The organism is Paenibacillus sp. FSL P2-0173 (assembly GCF_038008045.1).
In the GTDB taxonomy this organism is placed as follows: Bacteria; Bacillota; Bacilli; order Paenibacillales; family Paenibacillaceae; genus Paenibacillus; species Paenibacillus polymyxa_B.
Genome location: NZ_JBBOYK010000001.1, coordinates 1011773 through 1029519, shown reverse-complemented (window position 1 = coordinate 1029519; position 17747 = coordinate 1011773). Strand labels below are relative to the sequence as shown.

The window sequence follows — 17747 nt, the reverse complement described above, 5'->3', positions numbered from 1 at the left end:
TAAACAAAACCAAATTAGTTTAGTTGTAAAAACTAAATTCAGTGACTATTTCTATGTCGAGGCCATAGTAACATCGAATTAAAACGGTGTCAATTAATTATTTAGTGATATTTAGTTATAAAAACTAAAAAAATAACTAAACAAATATAAATAAATTCAGCTAATTATTGCATCGCATCTCAAATCGGTGTAAACTTCATTTATTCACTTCACTGCTGTGTTCATCTTATTTAGAATGGAGAATTAGGGCATGAAAATGGAAGACATTGCCAAGCTGGCCAACGTATCCAAATCAGCTGTTTCACTGGCCTTCAGCGGCAAGCCGGGTATTGGCCCGGATACGCGTGAACGTATTCTCCAGGTAGCCCACGAGGCAGGATACAGTCCCAAAAGCAAGACGATAACGGCTTCAAGAAGTGATAAGTCCTTGCTTTTTCTCGTGTGTACAAATTCGGGCATTGTCCTTGAGGAATACTATCAACAGCCATTTTTTAAAGAATTAATCCAGTTTATTGAGGAACGTTGCCGACAAAAAGGGTATTCGTTGATCTTCTCGACGGTCGACGTAGAATTTTTCCAGAGGGATATCCAGATGGTTGCAGAGGAGAAACGCAGTGCAGGCACCATTGTTCTGGGAACCAATCTGACCCGTGAGCAGATCAGTGATATTCATGGCAAGCTACCGAATCTGATTGTGCTGGATACCTGCTTTGATACGCTTCCCGTACAATTTATCCAGATTAATAATGTTATGGGTGCTTATCAGGCAGGAGCTTATTTATGCGACATGGGTCATACCTCAATCGGTTATATTGCTTCAAATGTACGAATTCATAATTTTGAGGAACGTAAACGCGGATTTTTGGCGGCACTCATGGAACGGGGGCTGAAGATTCCGGAGGCACAAATGCTGGCTGTAGCGCCAACCATTCTTACTTCGCAGGAGGATCTGAATCGGCAGTTAACCGTTTATCTGGAGAGCGGGAAAACTTTGCCGACGGCCTGGTTCTGCGAATGCGACTATATTGCTATCAGCGCTATGAAGACCATGAGCGAGCTTGGCATCCGGGTGCCGCAGGATACTTCAATTATCGGCTTTGACAACATTACGGAATCGGTCATTGTTACGCCGGAGCTAACGACCATTCATGTAGAAAAAGAAAGAATGGCCGTTCTGGCTGTCGATCTCCTGACCGATACTATTGAGCAGGGAACGCAGGTTACAGCAAAAATCACAGTGGATACGAAATTTGTAGAGCGCAATTCCTGTGCTGCTCCTGCCACTTTCGTACCTAAAGGCGAGCTAACCGAGCAGGCCTGAGTAGAGGATAGATTTTGACAAAAGAACGGGGGGTCACCTTGAATGAATACGCGAATGGTTTCGATTCTACAGCATTTGCTGGCTGCGGACACTCCTGTCAACAGCGAGCATCTGGCAAAGTTGATCCAGGTTACTTCACGTACCGTACGTAGCGATATCAGAGAACTGGATGAATTTCTGGCCAAGCATGGAGCATCGATTCAGCCTGTTCGTTCAAGGGGGTATGAACTGAAAATCACGGACGACCGCAGCTTTCGTACGCTCCTACAGCAGTTGTTCCTGTATAACGAACCGGATGATCCCAATTCTCCTGAATACCGACAGCGTTATTTAATCTCGCGCCTCCTGCTTACAGAAAATTATTTGAAGCTCGAAGAGTTGGCGGATGAGTTATACATTAGCAAATCCACCGTACAAAATGATTTCAAAGAGGTTAAGCATATGCTACAGGCTTACGGAATCGGCATTGATAAGCGCCCGAATTACGGTGTCAAGCTGAGGGGCGACGAGGTTCGCTTACGTTTCTGCATGTCTGAATTCATCGTCAACCGTTCTGAAGAAGAAAGGGCTGGGGGCGTGGAGGCCGCATCGAGAATGGTTACCCCTTGGGAAATGACACTCATTCGAGGTATTATTCTGGAGCAAATCCAGAACCACGGGGTCACTTTGTCGGATGTTGCCTTCAACAACCTGTCCATTCATATCGCTATAGCTTGCAAGCGTATTCGCGATGGGAACCGGGTCGCGATGCTTTCCGATGAAAGGGAAGATTTTCGGGCTACCGAGGAATTTCGAGCCGCTGAACATATTGTTAGCCACATTGAAAAGCAAATGGATTTGACCTTTCCGGAGGATGAGGTTGCTTATATCGCCATGCATCTGGCCGGGAACAAGTGGTTTGAGGGAGTTACGGAGCAACAGACAGAAGAGACAGGGCCTCAGAAGCTCTTGGATCGGGGAATTTATGAGCTTGGCAGAGAAATGCTGGCTGAAATTGACAGGGGCTTTAACCTGAATATCAGCCGGGATCAAGAACTGTTAATGGGCATATGTCTTCATCTGAAATCGGCGCTAAACCGCGTAAAATATAGGATGAATATCCGTAATCCGATGCTGGATCATGTGAAGAATAATTATCCTTTGGCTTTTCAGGCGGGGGTCATAGGTGCCAAGTTAATCGAGAGCAAACTGAATTTGACCATACCAGAGACAGAAATGGGTTATTTGGCGATTCATATCGGGGCCGCCATGGAAAGGCAGCAGATGAACAACAGACCTAAACGCTGCCTTGTCGTATGCACTTCGGGTGTTGGAAGTGCCCGCTTGCTGTATTACAAGCTACGTAGCAAGTTCGGTGAAAGGCTTGAGGTTGCTGGCACGACCGAGTATTACAAGTTGCAGCAGGTTCCTTTGCATGGCATTGATTTTGTGGTAAGCACAGTTCCAATCCCGCAGACATTATCCGTTCCGGTCGTGGTAGTTCAGACTCTGCTTGGCGGCGGTGACATCGATAAGATTGAAGAGCTGCTGACGGATGAAAACGAATTTACTTTCCGCTACATTATGGAAGAGCTTGTATTTCTGAGACATAACTTTACTACAAAAGAAGAGGTTATTACTTTTTTGGGAGAAAGAATGCATGCTTCCGGATTGATCCGCTCTTCCGAGGGATTCATCGGATTGGTGATGGAAAGGGAAAATGCTGCTCCTACGGCTTACGGAAATCTGATAGCCATTCCTCATCCTATTATTCCGCAAAGCAACCGGACGGTATGGGCGGTCTGTACACTGAAATCTCCCATAGATTGGTCCGGCAAGCCCGTGCAGTTCGTCTGCCTGCTCAGTATTAACAAAAACGGCGACGAGCCTCCGGCGAAAATGTATAAGCATCTGATGGGACTACTCGACGACTCGGATATTATCCAGCAAATGCTGGAATGCAAAACCTACGGGGATTTTGCTCAAATTATTGTCAAACATAAACTGTATTAAAATAAAGCTCTGCACGACATCTGCTTGGATTTTGAACAAGCATCGTGCAGAGCTTCTCTATTTTTTTCCATTGTAAGCATTTCCGCTTCTAGTGGAAAAGGGTTGCGTTTAGAAGTCGGCAAGAATCGTATACACTGAATCTGTAAGCTAAAGAGATGAAATGCATGAGGTGAATTCAATGGATGAGTATCAGGAAATCATAATGGGACTTATAACAAATTCGGGTATTGCGAAGAGTAAAGCTATGGAAGCTATCAGCTTTGCCGAGAAGGGTAATGCGGAGCAGGCAGCAGAATGTCTTGAAGAATGCAAGAACGAGCTGGTCCAAGCGCATAAATCGCAGACGCGACTGATCCAGCAGGAAGCGGGTGGGACAGCTCATGAAGTGACACTGCTAATGGTGCATGCACAAGACCATCTCATGTCTGCCATTACGACCAAGGATCTGGCGAGACATATCGTGGAACTTTACAGCAGATTGAACCGTTACGAAGCAACAGTATCCATCACACCATTATCGGGGAGGAATAACCAATGAAACAAATTACGCTTGTATGCGCAGCAGGGATGTCTACAAGTATGTTGGTACAAAAGATGCAGAAGGCTGCACAGGCTCAAAATGTTGAGGTTGAAATCAGAGCTACTTCCGAAAGCTCTTTTAAAGAGTATGCGGACAAAACGGACGTATTGCTGATAGGACCGCAGGTTGGCTACTTGGAAGACGATTTTAAAACCAAATACGAGCCTAAAGGCATCAAGGTAAGCGTAATCGACAGAATGGATTATGGCATGATGAATGGTGAAAAAGTACTTGCCGAAGCCTTAAATCTATAATCGTCTGTACATATAGATCAACACTTTTTCATTGGAGGTGTTAAATGAAATATCATAAATTGAAAGCGTTTGATTCCAATTTTCTATGGGGTGGATCGACCTCGTCCTATCAGTTTGAAGGAGCATGGAACGAGGACGGAAAAGGGCCGTCTGTTATTGACACCCGTCCGCCCCGGGAAGAGATCACTGATTATAAGGTGGCAAGCGATCATTACCATCACTATAAGGAAGACATTGCCTTACTGGCGGAAATGGGCTTTAAGGCTTATCGCTTCTCGGTGGCCTGGACCCGCATTTATCCGCAGGGAACAGGGGAATTGAATCCGAAAGGCATACAGTTTTACAACCATTTAATTGATGAGTTATTAAAATACGGGATCGAACCGATCGTGACCATGTATCATTTTGATCTTCCGGCAGCTTTGGAAAAAGAAGGCGGATGGTCGAACCGTAGTACAATCAACGCATTTGAAACGTATGCGAAGACATTGTTCGAACACTTTGGGGACCGGGTGAAATATTGGTTAACTATTAACGAACAAAACATGATGATTTTGCACGGTTCCGCTTTGGGAACGTTGGACCCGAACCTGAAGAATCCGAAAAAGGAATTGTATCAGCAAAATCATCATATGCTTCTGGCTCAAGCCAGGGCGATGATTCTGTGCAAAGAAATGTTACCTGAAGCTAAAGTGGCACCGGCCCCTAACATCTCGTGCGTATATCCAGCGTCTTCGCGTCCGGAAGATGTGCTGGCGGCTGATAACTTCAACGCAATCCGCAATTGGTTATACCTTGATATGGCGGTGTTTGGCCGTTACAATACGCTGGTCTGGAGTTACTTCGAGGAAAAAGGCTATACGCCTGAGATTCAAGAAGGGGATATGAGCATTCTGGCCGCCGCGAAGCCAGACTTTATCGCTTTTAATTATTACAGCTCTGCAACGGTCAAAGCCAGTACCCAGAATTCGGTAGAAAAAGGCGGGATGGGAGATCAGCAAATCTCAGTTGGAGAAGTGGGTGTTTTTGCTGGGAGTGGAAATGAGTATCTGGAGCGAACGGAGTTCGGCTGGGGAATTGATCCGGCAGGCCTGCGTGTTACTCTTAGGAAGATCTATGACCGCTACCAGCTACCGCTGATCATTACCGAGAATGGACTGGGGGCTTTTGATTCCTTGGAAGAGGGCGATGTTGTAAGAGATGATTACCGCATCGATTACTTACGCAAGCATATCGAGCAATGCCAGCTGGCTATTACGGACGGGGTGAAGCTGTTTGGTTATTGTCCTTGGTCCGCAATTGATCTGGTCAGCACCCACCAGGGAGTAAGCAAACGTTACGGATTCGTCTATGTTGACCGGGATGAGTTCAACCTGAGACAATTGCGGCGGATTCGCAAGAACAGCTTCCATTGGTACAAAAATATGATTTTCTCAAATGGAAGCGCTCTCTAGATTATTGTTCAACAGATGAAACTCTAAAACAGGAGTTGAAGGAATATGGCTAACGAAAAAAAACTATCGTATAAATTGCAAAGATACGCTGGGAAAATTCAGCAAAATCGCTATATGAGCGCTATATCAAATGGACTGATGTCCACCCTTCCTTTTTTGATTATTGGAGCATTTTCGACGCTTTTCTCCGCACTTGCCTGGGAGCCTTACCAGAACCTCATCGCACCCATCAAGGGTATTATCGGATTAGGATCGACGATGACAACTGGCATCGTCGCCCTCTATGCAGTCTTCTTCATTGCCTACAGACTGGCGCAAGCTTTTGACAAGGACCCACTGGTTCCCGCAGCAACGGCACTGCTCTCGTTTCTTATTTTGACGCCGATCCAAACATTCGATAAAGTCCGGGCGCTTCCACTTCAGTGGCTCGGTGCGCAGGGTTTGTTTGTCGCCATGTTGGTTGGCTTGCTCGCTTCCCGATTGTATATCTGGATTGTCGATCGCAACTGGACCATTAAAATGCCCGAAGGAGTACCGCCTACCGTTGTCAAAACATTCTCAGGATTAATTCCGGCGATACTCGTAGCTATGGTATTCGTTATCGTTTCCGGTCTATTCATGCATACGTCATTCGGTACGGTCCATGAGTTTATTTATACCTATCTGCAAGTGCCACTGGAAGGACTGGGTGGATCACTGGGGGCTATGATTGTCGCCCTCATCATTATGCAGGTGCTCTGGATGTTTGGAATCCACGGTGCAATCGTAACGCTTGCCATCGTCAAACCGATCTGGATGAGCCTGGATCTTGCCAATCTCGACGCTTTCCAGGCGGGAGCTCCGCTACCGAACATTATCGGGCTGGCTTTCTGGTATATCTTCTCAAACTATGCGCCGATGCTGGGCTTCGCTCTCCTGCTGGTCTTCTTGGCCAAGAGCAAGCAATTACGCACGATTGGCAAGCTCGGCCTTCCGGGGACTTTCTTCTCGATTCACGAGCCACTCAATTTCGGAATTCCAGTTGTTTTGAATCCGCTCCTGGCTATTCCGTTTATCAGTTCTCCTATCGTCTGCGCCGTCCTCGGTTATTTTGCGACAACTGCGGGCTTGCTGCCTGCGCCCATCGGAATTTACCCGGCATTTGGCACTCCGATTTTTGCTCTGGGCTTTATTGAGGGGAGCTGGAGACTTGCAGTTGCACAGCTTTTGCTCATTCCCGTTTGTATGCTGATTTACTATCCGTTCTTTAGAACGCTTGATAAACAAGCGTTGAACAGGGAACGCGAAGCACAGGAGAAGTCAGAGCAGGAGGGAACGGCTGGAGCCCAAGCTAGTATCGTTACTTCATAAATGAGCAATAAAAGGGAAAGCGGCGAACTGTTCGCCGTTTTCTGTCATTACAGCAATAAGGGGGATGCCATATGATAAAGCTTGGCATAGCGGAGAATAAACGTTACTTTGTCAATGAAGGAGTTCCATTTTTCTATCTGGCGGATACCGTCTGGAGCGCATTTACCAACATCTCACTGGAGGAATGGGCTGATTATCTTGACTACAGAAGTAGCCAGGGGTTTAATGTTCTGCAAATCAATTTGCTGCGGCAGTGGGATGCCAGCGGCAGTGATTTGGATTACGAACCGTTCGAACGGATTGAGGACGGGAGCTACGATTTTTATTCGCTGAATCCAGACTATTTTGACAGGGCGGAGACAATGGTCGAGATGGCGGTGAGCAAGGGATTTGTACCCGCGCTTGTTTTGCTTTGGTGCAATTATATCCCGGATACATGGGCGGCCAAGCTTCGTGATGAGAAAAAGATGCCTCTGGAGGCGGTAGAACCGTATGTGCGTTACGCGGCAGACCGATTCTCAAAGTATCACCCTATCTATATTGTGAGCGGGGATACCGACTTCCCGTCAGAGCGAGCGAACGAGTATTACCGCACCACACTTCACGTTGTGAAGACACATAGTCCGGAGTGTTTGACTACTCTCCACATTCAGGGGAGACTGGCGGATCTGCCGGATGAGTTCATTAACGATCCTAATTTGGACTTTTACATGTACCAATCAGGTCACAATTCGCAGTTTCAGTCCAAGGCCTACACCTTGGCGTTGGACTTCTACAACAAGCGGGTAACACGGCCTGTGCTAAACTCGGAACCTTGCTACGAGATGATGGGATACAGCCGGAGAGAATACGGTCGTTTCGGCCGTGCCGACGTGCGTAAAGCTGCATGGCAAAGTCTTTTGTCCGGTGCGGAAGCCGGCGTAACCTACGGAGCACATGGAATATGGAGCTGGCACAAAAAAGGGAAACGCTTTGGAGTTACCGGGGAAGGTTTTGATAGCCCCTATGAATGGCAGGCTGCCCTTAAATTTGAGGGAGCGTGGGATTATGGATTCGCGAAGTGGCTGTTCCAGATGTACGGACTGGTAGATTTGCAGCCTTGGAACATAGTACTTAAAAACACGGAAGAGATTCGAGTTGCCTCAACCAGAGGCTTCGAAAAAATTGCTATTTATGTGCCGGTGAACACGGTCCTGAAGCTAGACGCCGATCTCAGAGAATATGACTTTACGATTATCGACCTGGAATACCGCCGATTTGCAGCAGCTTCGGTAGCGTTTCAGGGCAATGTAACGGTTATTGATATGCATAATTTTGAGGGGGATGTCATCGTGATTGGCGTGAAAGATAAGAATTGAGCATTCGGGCAATCTTCATTCAAATCTCTGTTAGATATCGCTTGCAACCTTTCCATCCTGAACTACGTCAAAGAGGTTGTTAATGGCCAGGCGGCCTAATTCAACTACAAGGTGGAACTTGACATGAACATGAGAAAAAGTGCATTTGCAGCCATTACAACTGTAGCCATTTTGTCCTTCTCCGTTGGAGGTCAAATGTCTGCGGCAGACCGTCAATTCAAGGATTTGGACAACGTAAGCGGCAAAGAAAAAATTATATCCCTTAAAGATCAGGGTCTGCTCAAAGGTGCCTCTGACACGCAGTTTCTCCCGTCATCTAAAGTGACCGCTGCCCAGGGCATTCAGTTGATCTCCGGCGGACTCCAGCTCAGTTTGGCCGCTATTGATTTTAATAAGGCGCCACAGGCCAGCGGACTGTTTACCCATGTTAAGGATACTGCATGGTATGCCGAAGCCTTTATCAACGCTCATTATAATGGTGTGGTTATTCCAAAGGATATCGTTCCTTCAAAAACCCTGACTAAGGAAGAGTTCACCCACATGCTGATTCAGGGCATGGAAAAAGCAGGCGCTCTTCCAATGATTAAAATCGCACCTGCGAATATTGCGGATGACAGCGAACTGGAGCCTTCTTACCAAGGTAGCATTCAACGCTCGCTAGTCTACAAGGTCAATACCTTGGATGCAAATGAAAAGTTTCATCCAAAAAGCGAGATTACACGTGCCGAAGCTGCTGTTATGTTATATAATGCGCTGGAGTATCTGAACACTCATAAGGCTTAACCGACTGTTCTGAGCAACCCCTTGATTTTTACGAGGTAACGTGCGGATTTGGGCTTACAGTTACTTGACACCCTTATCGTTAATGCTATAATAAGGAAATCGAATTTAGATCCAACGGTAGCTGATTATCGTATGGTTTCTATCCTGGTCCTTCGGCATGTAACACAGGTAACGAATAAATAAGCTGGCTCCGGATGAGGGAGACCAGCTTATTTTTTTGTGAATAAAACGTTTAAATATTTCGGGACCTATATAGTGAGAGGAGACGGGAGTTATGTTTGGAAATGACTGGGATGATGTACTACGAGAAGAGGTCGAAAAGCCATACTTTAATGAATTAAGGTATACGTTAGCCAGAGAGTACAAGTTACATAAGGTATATCCTCCAAAAGAAGACTTGTTTTCCGCACTTAAATTAACGCCATTTCATCTGACCAAAGCGGTTATATTGGGACAGGACCCCTATCATGGAGAGGGACAAGCCCACGGCTTGAGCTTTTCCGTAAGACCAGGTGTGCGTACACCGCCGTCTCTGCAAAATATATATAAAGAGTTGCGTGATGATATTGGCACTCCTATTCCCAATCAAGGATACCTCGTTCCTTGGGCTGAGCAAGGTGTGCTGCTGCTAAACAACGTGTTAACCGTGCGTGAAGGACAACCGCAATCTCACCAGGGAATAGGTTGGGAACGTTTCACGGATGCTGTCATTGAAGCGATTAATGAACGTGAGCAGCCAGCAGTGTTTATTTTGTGGGGAAGCCATGCTCAGAAAAAAGCAAGCTTCGTGAATACCAGCAAGCATTTGGTGCTGAAATCCGTTCATCCAAGCCCATTGGCGGCTCACAGAGGCTTTTTTGGCAGCAAGCCTTTTTCGCGTACCAATGCATTTTTGCAGGAGCATGGAATGGAGCCTATTCGGTGGGAGATTCCTAACCGCTAGCACTGGAGGTGAGGACATGCGTCAGTGGAAGGGACGTCAGGTCATTTTATATCACGGCAACAACGGTCATACCCAGAAGGTGCGCGGCACGCTTGAAAAATGGGATGATATACGAAAGTGTGTTATTTTAGGCCCGAAAATGCTGGCTATTCCTTTTGAAAATATTACGCATATTACCATGCTTCCTCCGGGGCGTGAACGTAGAAGCCGCCATCCGGCGAAGCTGAACGCTATCGGTTATGTAATGAGCGTTCCGTTACAGTTTGATAATGCCATTCATTTTCAGTCGGCGGTGACGATTTGGAGAGAGGATCAGCTGATTGCTTATAATGTAAAGCTGGTTAGCCACTCGGCACACGATGTAATTCTTGAAGATGGACAAACCTTATCTAAAGAAGAGCATTTGTTTGTAGTAAGGTCACTACGTGGAGAACTTTAACTGTAATTATTCACCTTTTTTTGATGAAGGGTTCAATTTAGTTAGCTGCTAACCGATAAAAGTAATGGGATTGTTAATTATATCCTATTTTATAGAGATGAAACTAAGGGAGAGAAACGAATGGAGCGTATGAAACGTATGAGCAAACGGAGTACCTTCTTACTTGCTTTGCTGATGTTTGTATTTGCAGCATGGCCAGCGGGTTTGATCCGGGCTGAGGAGAGCACGACTTCCACGGTACAGTGGGACAGTCAAAATCCGACTACATTGAATCTGGGTGGAAGCCCCGCTCAATTAAAAGTGTGGTCATTGACAGAAAAGGGCAAAGAAGATGTTACACAAAAAGCAGAATGGATCTCTGGGGATTCAAGCATTTTAAAGGTAGATAAGGGACTCATTACTCCTGTGTCAAAAGGGCAGATTAAGATTGTTGCCACATATGAGCAGCAAACGGTAAGTACAACGATTACAGTAAAATCGCCTTACAGCAAGCTGCAATTAAATCCGTCTAGTCCCATTAATTTGACGATTGGTGGAGAATCAAAGCAATTGACTGCTCAAGGTGTACTTACTGGAGGTGGGACGGAAAATGTATCCGGTGTCGAATGGACTTCTTCGAATGCGGCTGTTGCTACCGTTGAAGATGGTCTGGTTCGTCCACTTGCCAAAGGCGTGACTTACATTAAAGCAAGCAAAGATGAACTCAAAGCACAAACGATTGTGTATGTGCGTTCTTCTTCACAGGCATTAGTATTGAATGCAACTGGGTCCAAATCGGTCTTTCTGGGTAGCTCTCCAATTCAGGTTAGTGCAACCGATGTCAACCTGACTGGCGGCAAGACAGATGTGACCAACACGGCAGAATGGACTTCCTCCAATCCGTTGGTTGCCACAGTCGAGCAAGGTAAAATCACACCGATGGATGCAGGCAATTCGACGATTACAGCGTCCTATCACGGTTTGAGCAAGACTCTGAAGATTAATGTACTTCCGACGGTTGAAAAACTGGTTTCAAGCAAAGCCAGTCTGACTCTCGAAACAGGAGGCAAAACTTCTCTTCCGAGTATATCTGCTTATTTGGTCAATGGGGCTAAAAAAGCAGTTCAATCCGATGTAAAATGGAGCTTAAGCAGTGAAAGTGCAGTTAAAATAGCAAATGGTAAGCTGATTGCAGTGAACCCAGGCAGTGCAACATTGACAGCAACGGTAGGTGCACTCAAACTGGATATTCCAGTGACTGTGCAATACAAAGTGCTCAAGCTGACCGCTTCTGAGAAAAAATATGTATTGGTTGCAGGCCAAGAAGCAAGTATTCCGACAGTAAAAGCACACATGGCTGGTGGCGGAATCCTGGATGTTACCAATCAGGTAAGCTGGGTAGGTACAACAGCCGCAGTTACAGTAGCAAATGGTAAAGTAAAAGCGGTAAATGGCGGTAACTCTGGAATCAAGGCTATGTATATGAACAAATATGTGAAAGTACCTGTCATTGTGGAAGGAGCCATTTCTACATTGACACCAAGCTTTTCGAGTGCTGATATGAATTTGAAAGGAAGTAAGTCCATCAAAGTCATCGGCATATATACGGATGGTAAAAAAGCTACGCTGAGCAGTAAAGTGAAATGGACATCATCGAATGCTTCCGTAGCGATCGTAAAAGGCTCTTCCATTAAAGCCGTTGGAATTGGAACAGCAACAATTACGGGCACATATCAAGATAAGTCGTTTAACGTTGAGATCAAGGTCACACCTAAGCTGCTCAAACTGGTATTGAGCAATAAAAACCTGAAGCTGCCTAAAGGCTCCTCTCAAGTGCTTAGTGTGAATGCAGTTTATGATTCAGGCGCTACTACCAATGTGACAAGCTCAGCGGTATGGACATCTTCCAAACCGTCGATCGTACAGGTTACTGGCGGTCAGGTGAAGGCGATTGATACTGGAAGTTCCAGTATCAAAGTAGTCTATGGTGGTAAGACTGTAGCGACATCGGCCAGAGTGTTAAAATAGTCTACGCATATTGCCACATCCACTTATACAAAATAACCCCCGGTCCAAAGACCGGGGGTTATTTTCAGCTTATTCTACGCCGTCCTGATAATGATTTTTCCAGTGCTTATCGCCTTTGTGTGCGAAGTCTTCAACTGTCTTTTCCAAAGTAGCTACCAGTTGGGCTTTAATCTCAGAAATTGTGTCTCGGAACAGTCTTTCTTCCGTACCATTGATTTTTTCACCATATAGAGCCTGAGCGGCTATAAATTGACGATGTTGCTCCACAAAACTGTCAATCGAATGCAATGCATGCTCCACGTATTGGGAAATGCTATGATGCTCGTTAGGCAGTTGCAATTTTAATTCATGAACTCTGTTTAATAATGCCATGATGATCACCTCGTGCGTTTTGTTATGTCAATAATTATACATCATTTTCGGAAAACTTTCATTAAATTTTGATTAAAATGTGACTTTTATTATGTCATGATTGCATTTTCACTGGTGATCAGGCCTAATTTTCGGAATTATTTCATTCTTTCCTTTGTGTCGTGATTTTAAAATTTAATATATATGACACGAAGATGATATAAGAGCAAGCTGCGACAGCTGTCTTTCTGACATGTTATAATGGGGGAAAAGCCCAGTAGGAAAGGTTGTCATTATGGTATGAAGCTTTTTAAAGGTTTATTTTGGGGGATTCTGATCAGTCTTCTCCTGTGGTGTGCCTTGTTTGGGCTTGTCCGCTGGATGTCTCATTAAGTCGCTTCTTGTATCTTATACAATAACTCTTGCGACTGTATCCACGTCATTAACGGAAATCGTATATACGTGTTCGTCATCATAGAGCTTGAATTGCTGAGTTTCTTGGTCAGATAGGAGCTTAGGCCAGCCAATTACGGTACTTCCATTCAGTAATCGGATTACAACGGCTTGCATTTGGCTCACGGCCAGTTTGATCTCATCGTTCATTCGTACAACCTCCTCTCTATACTATTTGTCGTCGAATATTCAACCTTTTTTTATAGTCAGTAAGGGGTTACAAAAAATAAAATCCAGGGATTACCTTAGTTGAAGGCATCTACTGGAATAGCTTGAAGGGAAGAGGGAAATTGAAGAAAAAATTGCTAAGTTTTATAGCTTTAGTGCTGCTAGCTTTGGGCGCGTACTGGTTTGAAGGAGGCAATCTTCTTACAAAAATGACAGGAGAGAACCCGCCTTCATCGGCTCAGGTTACGCTGCAATTCCCGTCAGGTCGTTACCCTGAAACGGCGCAGCATATTAAGGAAGCCATTCAGGCGGGAAAATCACCGGTATGCACAATTGACCGTGAAGGAGCCGAGCAAAATCGCAAGCATTCGCTTGCAGGTGTTCCCACTCGTAAAGGATACGATCGTGACGAATGGCCGATGGCTATGTGCTCAGAAGGTGGCAAAGGTGCAAATATCAAATACATAGCCCCTAAGGATAATCGTGGGGCAGGATCATGGGTCAGTCACCAATTGGATGAGTATGAGGATGGAACTCGTGTGAAATTTGTTGTGAAATAGTGCTATTACTTTTTATTACCTTGGGCTGTTTCCTGTCTGGCCTTAATCAACGCCAGAAAATCAAAAAAATCACCTAGTGTATTGAAGCCGGCACCTAAAATGGCCAAGTCTTCAGCGGATAGTTGGTTAAACCATTCCATTTGCTTAGCATCAAACATATTATCACCGCCAACCATTGATAATGTATAGTATGTACTGACGGCAACGAAGGTCAGGGCTCTGGCATACCATTTAAGTATGCTTGTTTTTTGTGCAGAGGATGTGTAGAACTCATGTTTAAATTTAATTTTTATACTAAAATCGTCTCCATCGTTATCGTATTGCTTATACCTATGCTGATCCTGTATGTCTATTCTAATCAGACAACGACAGGTGTATTACGTGAGGAGCTGAATCAATCTAATTATAATCAGCTGACTTTTTTTCAAAACCAGGTGAATACGAATATTGAAATGATTTCCTCCTGGCCGCATCTGCTGATTCATGATCCCGATGTAGCCAGTTTTCAAGCGATTTTTTTGAAGGACAAGGTTCTCAATCTGGATGGAATTAACCTTGTCAAACGGATTCAAACCAAGCTTGGGCTTCAGGAAAGCTCTTCTAATTGGAGAACCGGGCTAAGTATCTATTCTCCTTCGCTTGGACGGGTTGTATCGGAGAATGGAGCAGGTTTATATGACCAGAAAAAACTAAATCAGCTGATAAAAGACGGCTGGCAGGTATCCAAAAAAAGATCATACGGGAAAGACCAATTTATATTTTCATTGTATACATTATCCCCGTTTTCTTCACTTGGTAATCCAGAAACCGCTAACACGATTATTAAGGTTGAATTTGACAGCAGTAATATTCAGGACATGCTTGACCGCTTCAAAGGTGATGGTCGAAAGGAGCCTTTTTATTATAAAAAAGGCGTAGGAGTGATCTTTAATCGTACTGCAAATGAAGAGCTGTCTGGAAAGCTGATTTCTAAATTGGAAAAAATGGGACTCCATGAAGTTGATAATCTGACTGTGAAAATTGGAGAAGAAAGCTACCTGGTTCATGCCGTTCTTTCGCAAACGACTGGTTGGTATTTGATTGATTACATGCCTTTGTCCGATATGATGTCTCCGATTTACTCATCGAATCGACTATTTTATATAACTGTTGTTGGCTCGCTGCTGGTAGGCTTGATTGGTGCTTACTTGCTTCATTCACAGGTACAAGTGCCGATTCTTCAGCTTGTGCGGGCATTTCGGAGATTAAAGGATGGAGACTATGCTGTTCGATTAAGTCTAAGGGGGAGTCACGAGTTTGCTTTCCTGTCTAGTCAATTTAATCTGATGGTCGAACAGATTCAGGAGCTGTTTGAGAAGGTGTATGTTGAGCAGCTACATGTCAAGGAAGCGCGACTAAAGCAGCTCCAGTCACAAATCAATCCGCATTTTTTTTATAATTGTTTTTCGTTTATTACAAGTATGGCAAAGCTGCGCAATCATGAGGCGGTTGTAGCCATGGCTCATAATTTATCCAGGTATTATCGGTATACGACAAGACAGGAGCGGGATTTGGTTCCATTGTCAGAGGAAGTCGAGTTTGTTCAATATTATTTGAACATACAGCAGATGCGTATGCCAAGGCTAACGTTTTTAATTCATGTTTCTTCACAAGCCAGCAGTCTGCTGATTCCGCCGCTTGTAGTGCAGCCACTGGTGGAAAATGCGGTGCTGCACGGGATAGAGCCTCAAGCGGAGGGTGGTATAATTCATATTTTAACCGAGCGTGTTGGCTCGTATATGTACCTGATTGTGGATGATAACGGACTCGGTTTGAGTAGAGAGGCTATAACTGCCCTGACATCAACGCTTGACAAGCCTGTGGAAGAGGATCATGGATACGGTTTGTGGAATGTGCATCAACGCATGCGATTACATTTTGGGGAAGATGCAGGACTGGAATTCTCTTTGTCTCCATTGGGAGGATTGCGTGCAGTTTTAAAATGGTCGATCTCAACAGAAGCAGAGCATGCGAATGGTTTAATTGAGCCTTCGCCAAATTCGAATATAGTTAAAACGGAGGGACCAGATGGTTCAGATATTACTAGTAGATGATGAGAGTTATGTAACAGAAAGTCTGGCAGCTACCATTCCGTGGGAGACGCTAGGCATCGAGAGGGTTCATCAAGCGGCTTCCGCATTAGCAGCGGTGGATGTGCTGGAAGCGTACGATATTGATATTCTGGTTACGGATATTCGTATGCCTGGCATGACGGGACTGGAGTTGATTGTTGAGGTAAACGAACGATGGCCACATATCCGAAGTTTGTTACTGACAGGCTATGCCGATTTTGAATATGCTAAAAAAGCGCTCCAGCTTAAGGCTTTTGATTACATTTTAAAGCCGGTGGATGATGAAGAGTTTATCAAATGTGTGTCAGCTGCCATGGATTCGCTAAAGGAAGAATGGGAAGCATTTGACAAGGTCCATCAATTACAATATAGCCGCAGAAACGATTTTGGTGTACTGCGGACCCATTTGATGCATGATTTGCTACTCGGGCGTGATTTGCCAGTACCAAAAATAGAGAGCAAAATGTCTGAGTACGAAATCAAGCTACGCACGGGACATCCTGCCAGTATGCTGCTTATTCAGCTAGGGAAGCATTTTTCTGATATGGACTATCATTCAGTGTCCTTAATTGAGTATGCGATTGGAAATATTGCCGAAGAAGTGTTCGCACCTGATTTTCACGTTTGGCATTGCAAAGCGCCGCATGATTGTTTAATTGTATTAATAGAAGGAAATTGGAATTCATTTCCTGAACGGAGTGCGGATGAGCAGAATCGTTTTTTGAGTGCGGCGATTGAGACCTTTCGAAAAAATGTGAGCAATTACTTGAAAGGGGAGATTTACGTTGCATTAACCGGATGGTTTAAGTTTCCAGAGGAACTGCCTAAGCTATATCAGACAGCAATTAGATCCTTATACTGGAACCATCAGGAGGAGACGGATACACTGCTATTCATAGAAGAACAGACAGAACAGCCACACAGCTCAGTTAAGTCACTGGAGGGGCTTTATATGCACCCTACGCTTACTCATCTGCTAGAGTCCAGGCAATGGGAAGAGGCCGAAGCGAAAGTGAGCCGTGTATTTGGAAAAATGGAAGAGGTGGGATACACACGCGAGCATTTATATGAGCTGTTTATTTCGGTGACGAGCGCCTTTATGTATACAGCGCACAAACAAGGACGTTTCATTACACAGATGGATCAAGTAGGCTTCGATCCGTTACATGCGCAGAAAATGGTTCATTCGTTCCCTCACCTCAAAGAGTGGATACTTTCCATGATGAACAAACTTAAATCTGAATGGTCCGCAAGCGAGCAAAGCGCTAAAAGCTATGTGGTCAAGCAGGTTCAGGAGCTCATCTCCCAGGATAAAGGTCAGGAGCTGTCTGTTAAGACGATTGCCGATCAGGTTTATCTTCATCCAGTCTATCTGTCTAAAATTTATAAAGCTGAAACCGGAGAAGGTTTGGGTGACTATATTATCCGAATGAGAATGGAGCGGGCTCTTTATTTGCTTAAATATTCCAACAAAAAAATATACGAAATTACGACGGAACTGGGCTATCAGAATCCCCAATATTTCAGTAAGATGTTCAAAAAGCATTACGGAATGACTCCGCATGAATTTCGGGACCAGTAAAGATGGGACCAGTAAGGACGAAACCAGCAAAGATCAGTTGG

At 44.8% G+C, this 17747-nt stretch carries 17 protein-coding genes; 14 read left to right on the top strand and 3 right to left on the bottom strand.

Features of this window, described 5'->3' with window-relative positions; translation table 11 throughout:
• Positions 1-250: 250 nt before the first annotated feature.
• From MKX30_RS04540 to MKX30_RS04490, 11 genes are all read left to right on the top strand, one after another.
• A complete protein-coding gene (locus MKX30_RS04540) occupies positions 251-1321 on the top strand; it encodes a LacI family DNA-binding transcriptional regulator (protein ID WP_023989374.1) in 1071 nt (356 codons plus the stop codon).
• A gap of 42 nt (positions 1322-1363) precedes the next feature.
• Complete coding sequence (locus MKX30_RS04535) at positions 1364-3313, top strand: BglG family transcription antiterminator (protein ID WP_028540520.1); 1950 nt, start codon at positions 1364-1366, stop codon at positions 3311-3313.
• A 178-nt stretch (positions 3314-3491) separates the two neighbouring features.
• Entirely contained in the window at positions 3492-3851 is a 360-nt protein-coding gene (locus MKX30_RS04530; protein WP_023989372.1) for a PTS lactose/cellobiose transporter subunit IIA, read from the top strand.
• Positions 3848-4147, top strand: coding sequence for a PTS sugar transporter subunit IIB (locus MKX30_RS04525; RefSeq protein WP_023989371.1), 300 nt, complete (start codon positions 3848-3850; stop codon positions 4145-4147). Before MKX30_RS04530 ends, MKX30_RS04525 begins: the two co-directional genes overlap by 4 nt.
• Positions 4148-4191: 44 nt before the next feature.
• Entirely contained in the window at positions 4192-5601 is a 1410-nt protein-coding gene (locus MKX30_RS04520) for a glycoside hydrolase family 1 protein (protein ID WP_076159405.1), read from the top strand.
• 45 nt (positions 5602-5646) lie between these two features.
• Positions 5647-6951, top strand: coding sequence for a PTS sugar transporter subunit IIC (locus MKX30_RS04515; protein WP_341062477.1), 1305 nt, complete (start codon positions 5647-5649; stop codon positions 6949-6951).
• Between the two features lie 71 nt (positions 6952-7022).
• Positions 7023-8309: an apiosidase-like domain-containing protein gene (locus MKX30_RS04510; RefSeq protein ID WP_075154429.1), complete on the top strand. Its 1287-nt coding sequence runs from the start codon at positions 7023-7025 to the stop codon at positions 8307-8309.
• Between the two features lie 123 nt (positions 8310-8432).
• Complete coding sequence (locus MKX30_RS04505) at positions 8433-9092, top strand: S-layer homology domain-containing protein (protein WP_341062475.1); 660 nt, start codon at positions 8433-8435, stop codon at positions 9090-9092.
• A gap of 274 nt (positions 9093-9366) precedes the next feature.
• Positions 9367-10035, top strand: coding sequence for a uracil-DNA glycosylase (locus MKX30_RS04500; protein ID WP_279832453.1), 669 nt, complete (start codon positions 9367-9369; stop codon positions 10033-10035).
• A 16-nt stretch (positions 10036-10051) separates the two neighbouring features.
• A complete protein-coding gene (locus tag MKX30_RS04495; protein WP_023989366.1) occupies positions 10052-10474 on the top strand; it encodes a hypothetical protein in 423 nt (140 codons plus the stop codon).
• A 120-nt stretch (positions 10475-10594) separates the two neighbouring features.
• Entirely contained in the window at positions 10595-12481 is a 1887-nt protein-coding gene (locus MKX30_RS04490) for an Ig-like domain-containing protein (protein WP_028540525.1), read from the top strand.
• A gap of 69 nt (positions 12482-12550) precedes the next feature.
• Here MKX30_RS04490 and MKX30_RS04485 read toward each other — a convergent pair whose 3' ends face one another.
• Together MKX30_RS04485 and MKX30_RS04480 are read right to left on the bottom strand one after the other, a co-directional pair.
• The gene (locus MKX30_RS04485) at positions 12551-12853 is read right to left on the bottom strand and encodes a hypothetical protein (RefSeq protein ID WP_013310964.1); all 303 of its coding nucleotides are present in this window, start codon (positions 12851-12853) and stop codon (positions 12551-12553) included.
• Between the two features lie 387 nt (positions 12854-13240).
• The gene (locus MKX30_RS04480; protein ID WP_013310963.1) at positions 13241-13435 is read right to left on the bottom strand and encodes a hypothetical protein; all 195 of its coding nucleotides are present in this window, start codon (positions 13433-13435) and stop codon (positions 13241-13243) included.
• A gap of 140 nt (positions 13436-13575) precedes the next feature.
• Here MKX30_RS04480 and MKX30_RS04475 point away from each other — a divergent pair, with 140 nt between their 5' ends.
• Positions 13576-14013, top strand: a complete 438-nt coding sequence (locus tag MKX30_RS04475) for a NucA/NucB deoxyribonuclease domain-containing protein (protein ID WP_023989364.1) — start codon at positions 13576-13578, stop codon at positions 14011-14013.
• A gap of 5 nt (positions 14014-14018) precedes the next feature.
• Here the strand turns inward: MKX30_RS04475 and MKX30_RS04470 are convergent, their stop codons facing one another.
• Positions 14019-14171, bottom strand: coding sequence for a hypothetical protein (locus tag MKX30_RS04470; RefSeq protein WP_023989363.1), 153 nt, complete (start codon positions 14169-14171; stop codon positions 14019-14021).
• 114 nt (positions 14172-14285) lie between these two features.
• Here MKX30_RS04470 and MKX30_RS04465 point away from each other — a divergent pair, with 114 nt between their 5' ends.
• Both MKX30_RS04465 and MKX30_RS04460 read left to right on the top strand, forming a co-directional pair.
• On the top strand, positions 14286-16106 hold the full coding sequence (locus tag MKX30_RS04465; RefSeq protein WP_316243933.1) for a sensor histidine kinase: 1821 nt from the start codon (positions 14286-14288) through the stop codon (positions 16104-16106).
• Positions 16081-17706, top strand: coding sequence for a response regulator transcription factor (locus tag MKX30_RS04460; protein ID WP_023989361.1), 1626 nt, complete (start codon positions 16081-16083; stop codon positions 17704-17706). The genes MKX30_RS04465 and MKX30_RS04460 overlap by 26 nt, the downstream gene beginning before the upstream one ends.
• Positions 17707-17747: the final 41 nt, after the last annotated feature.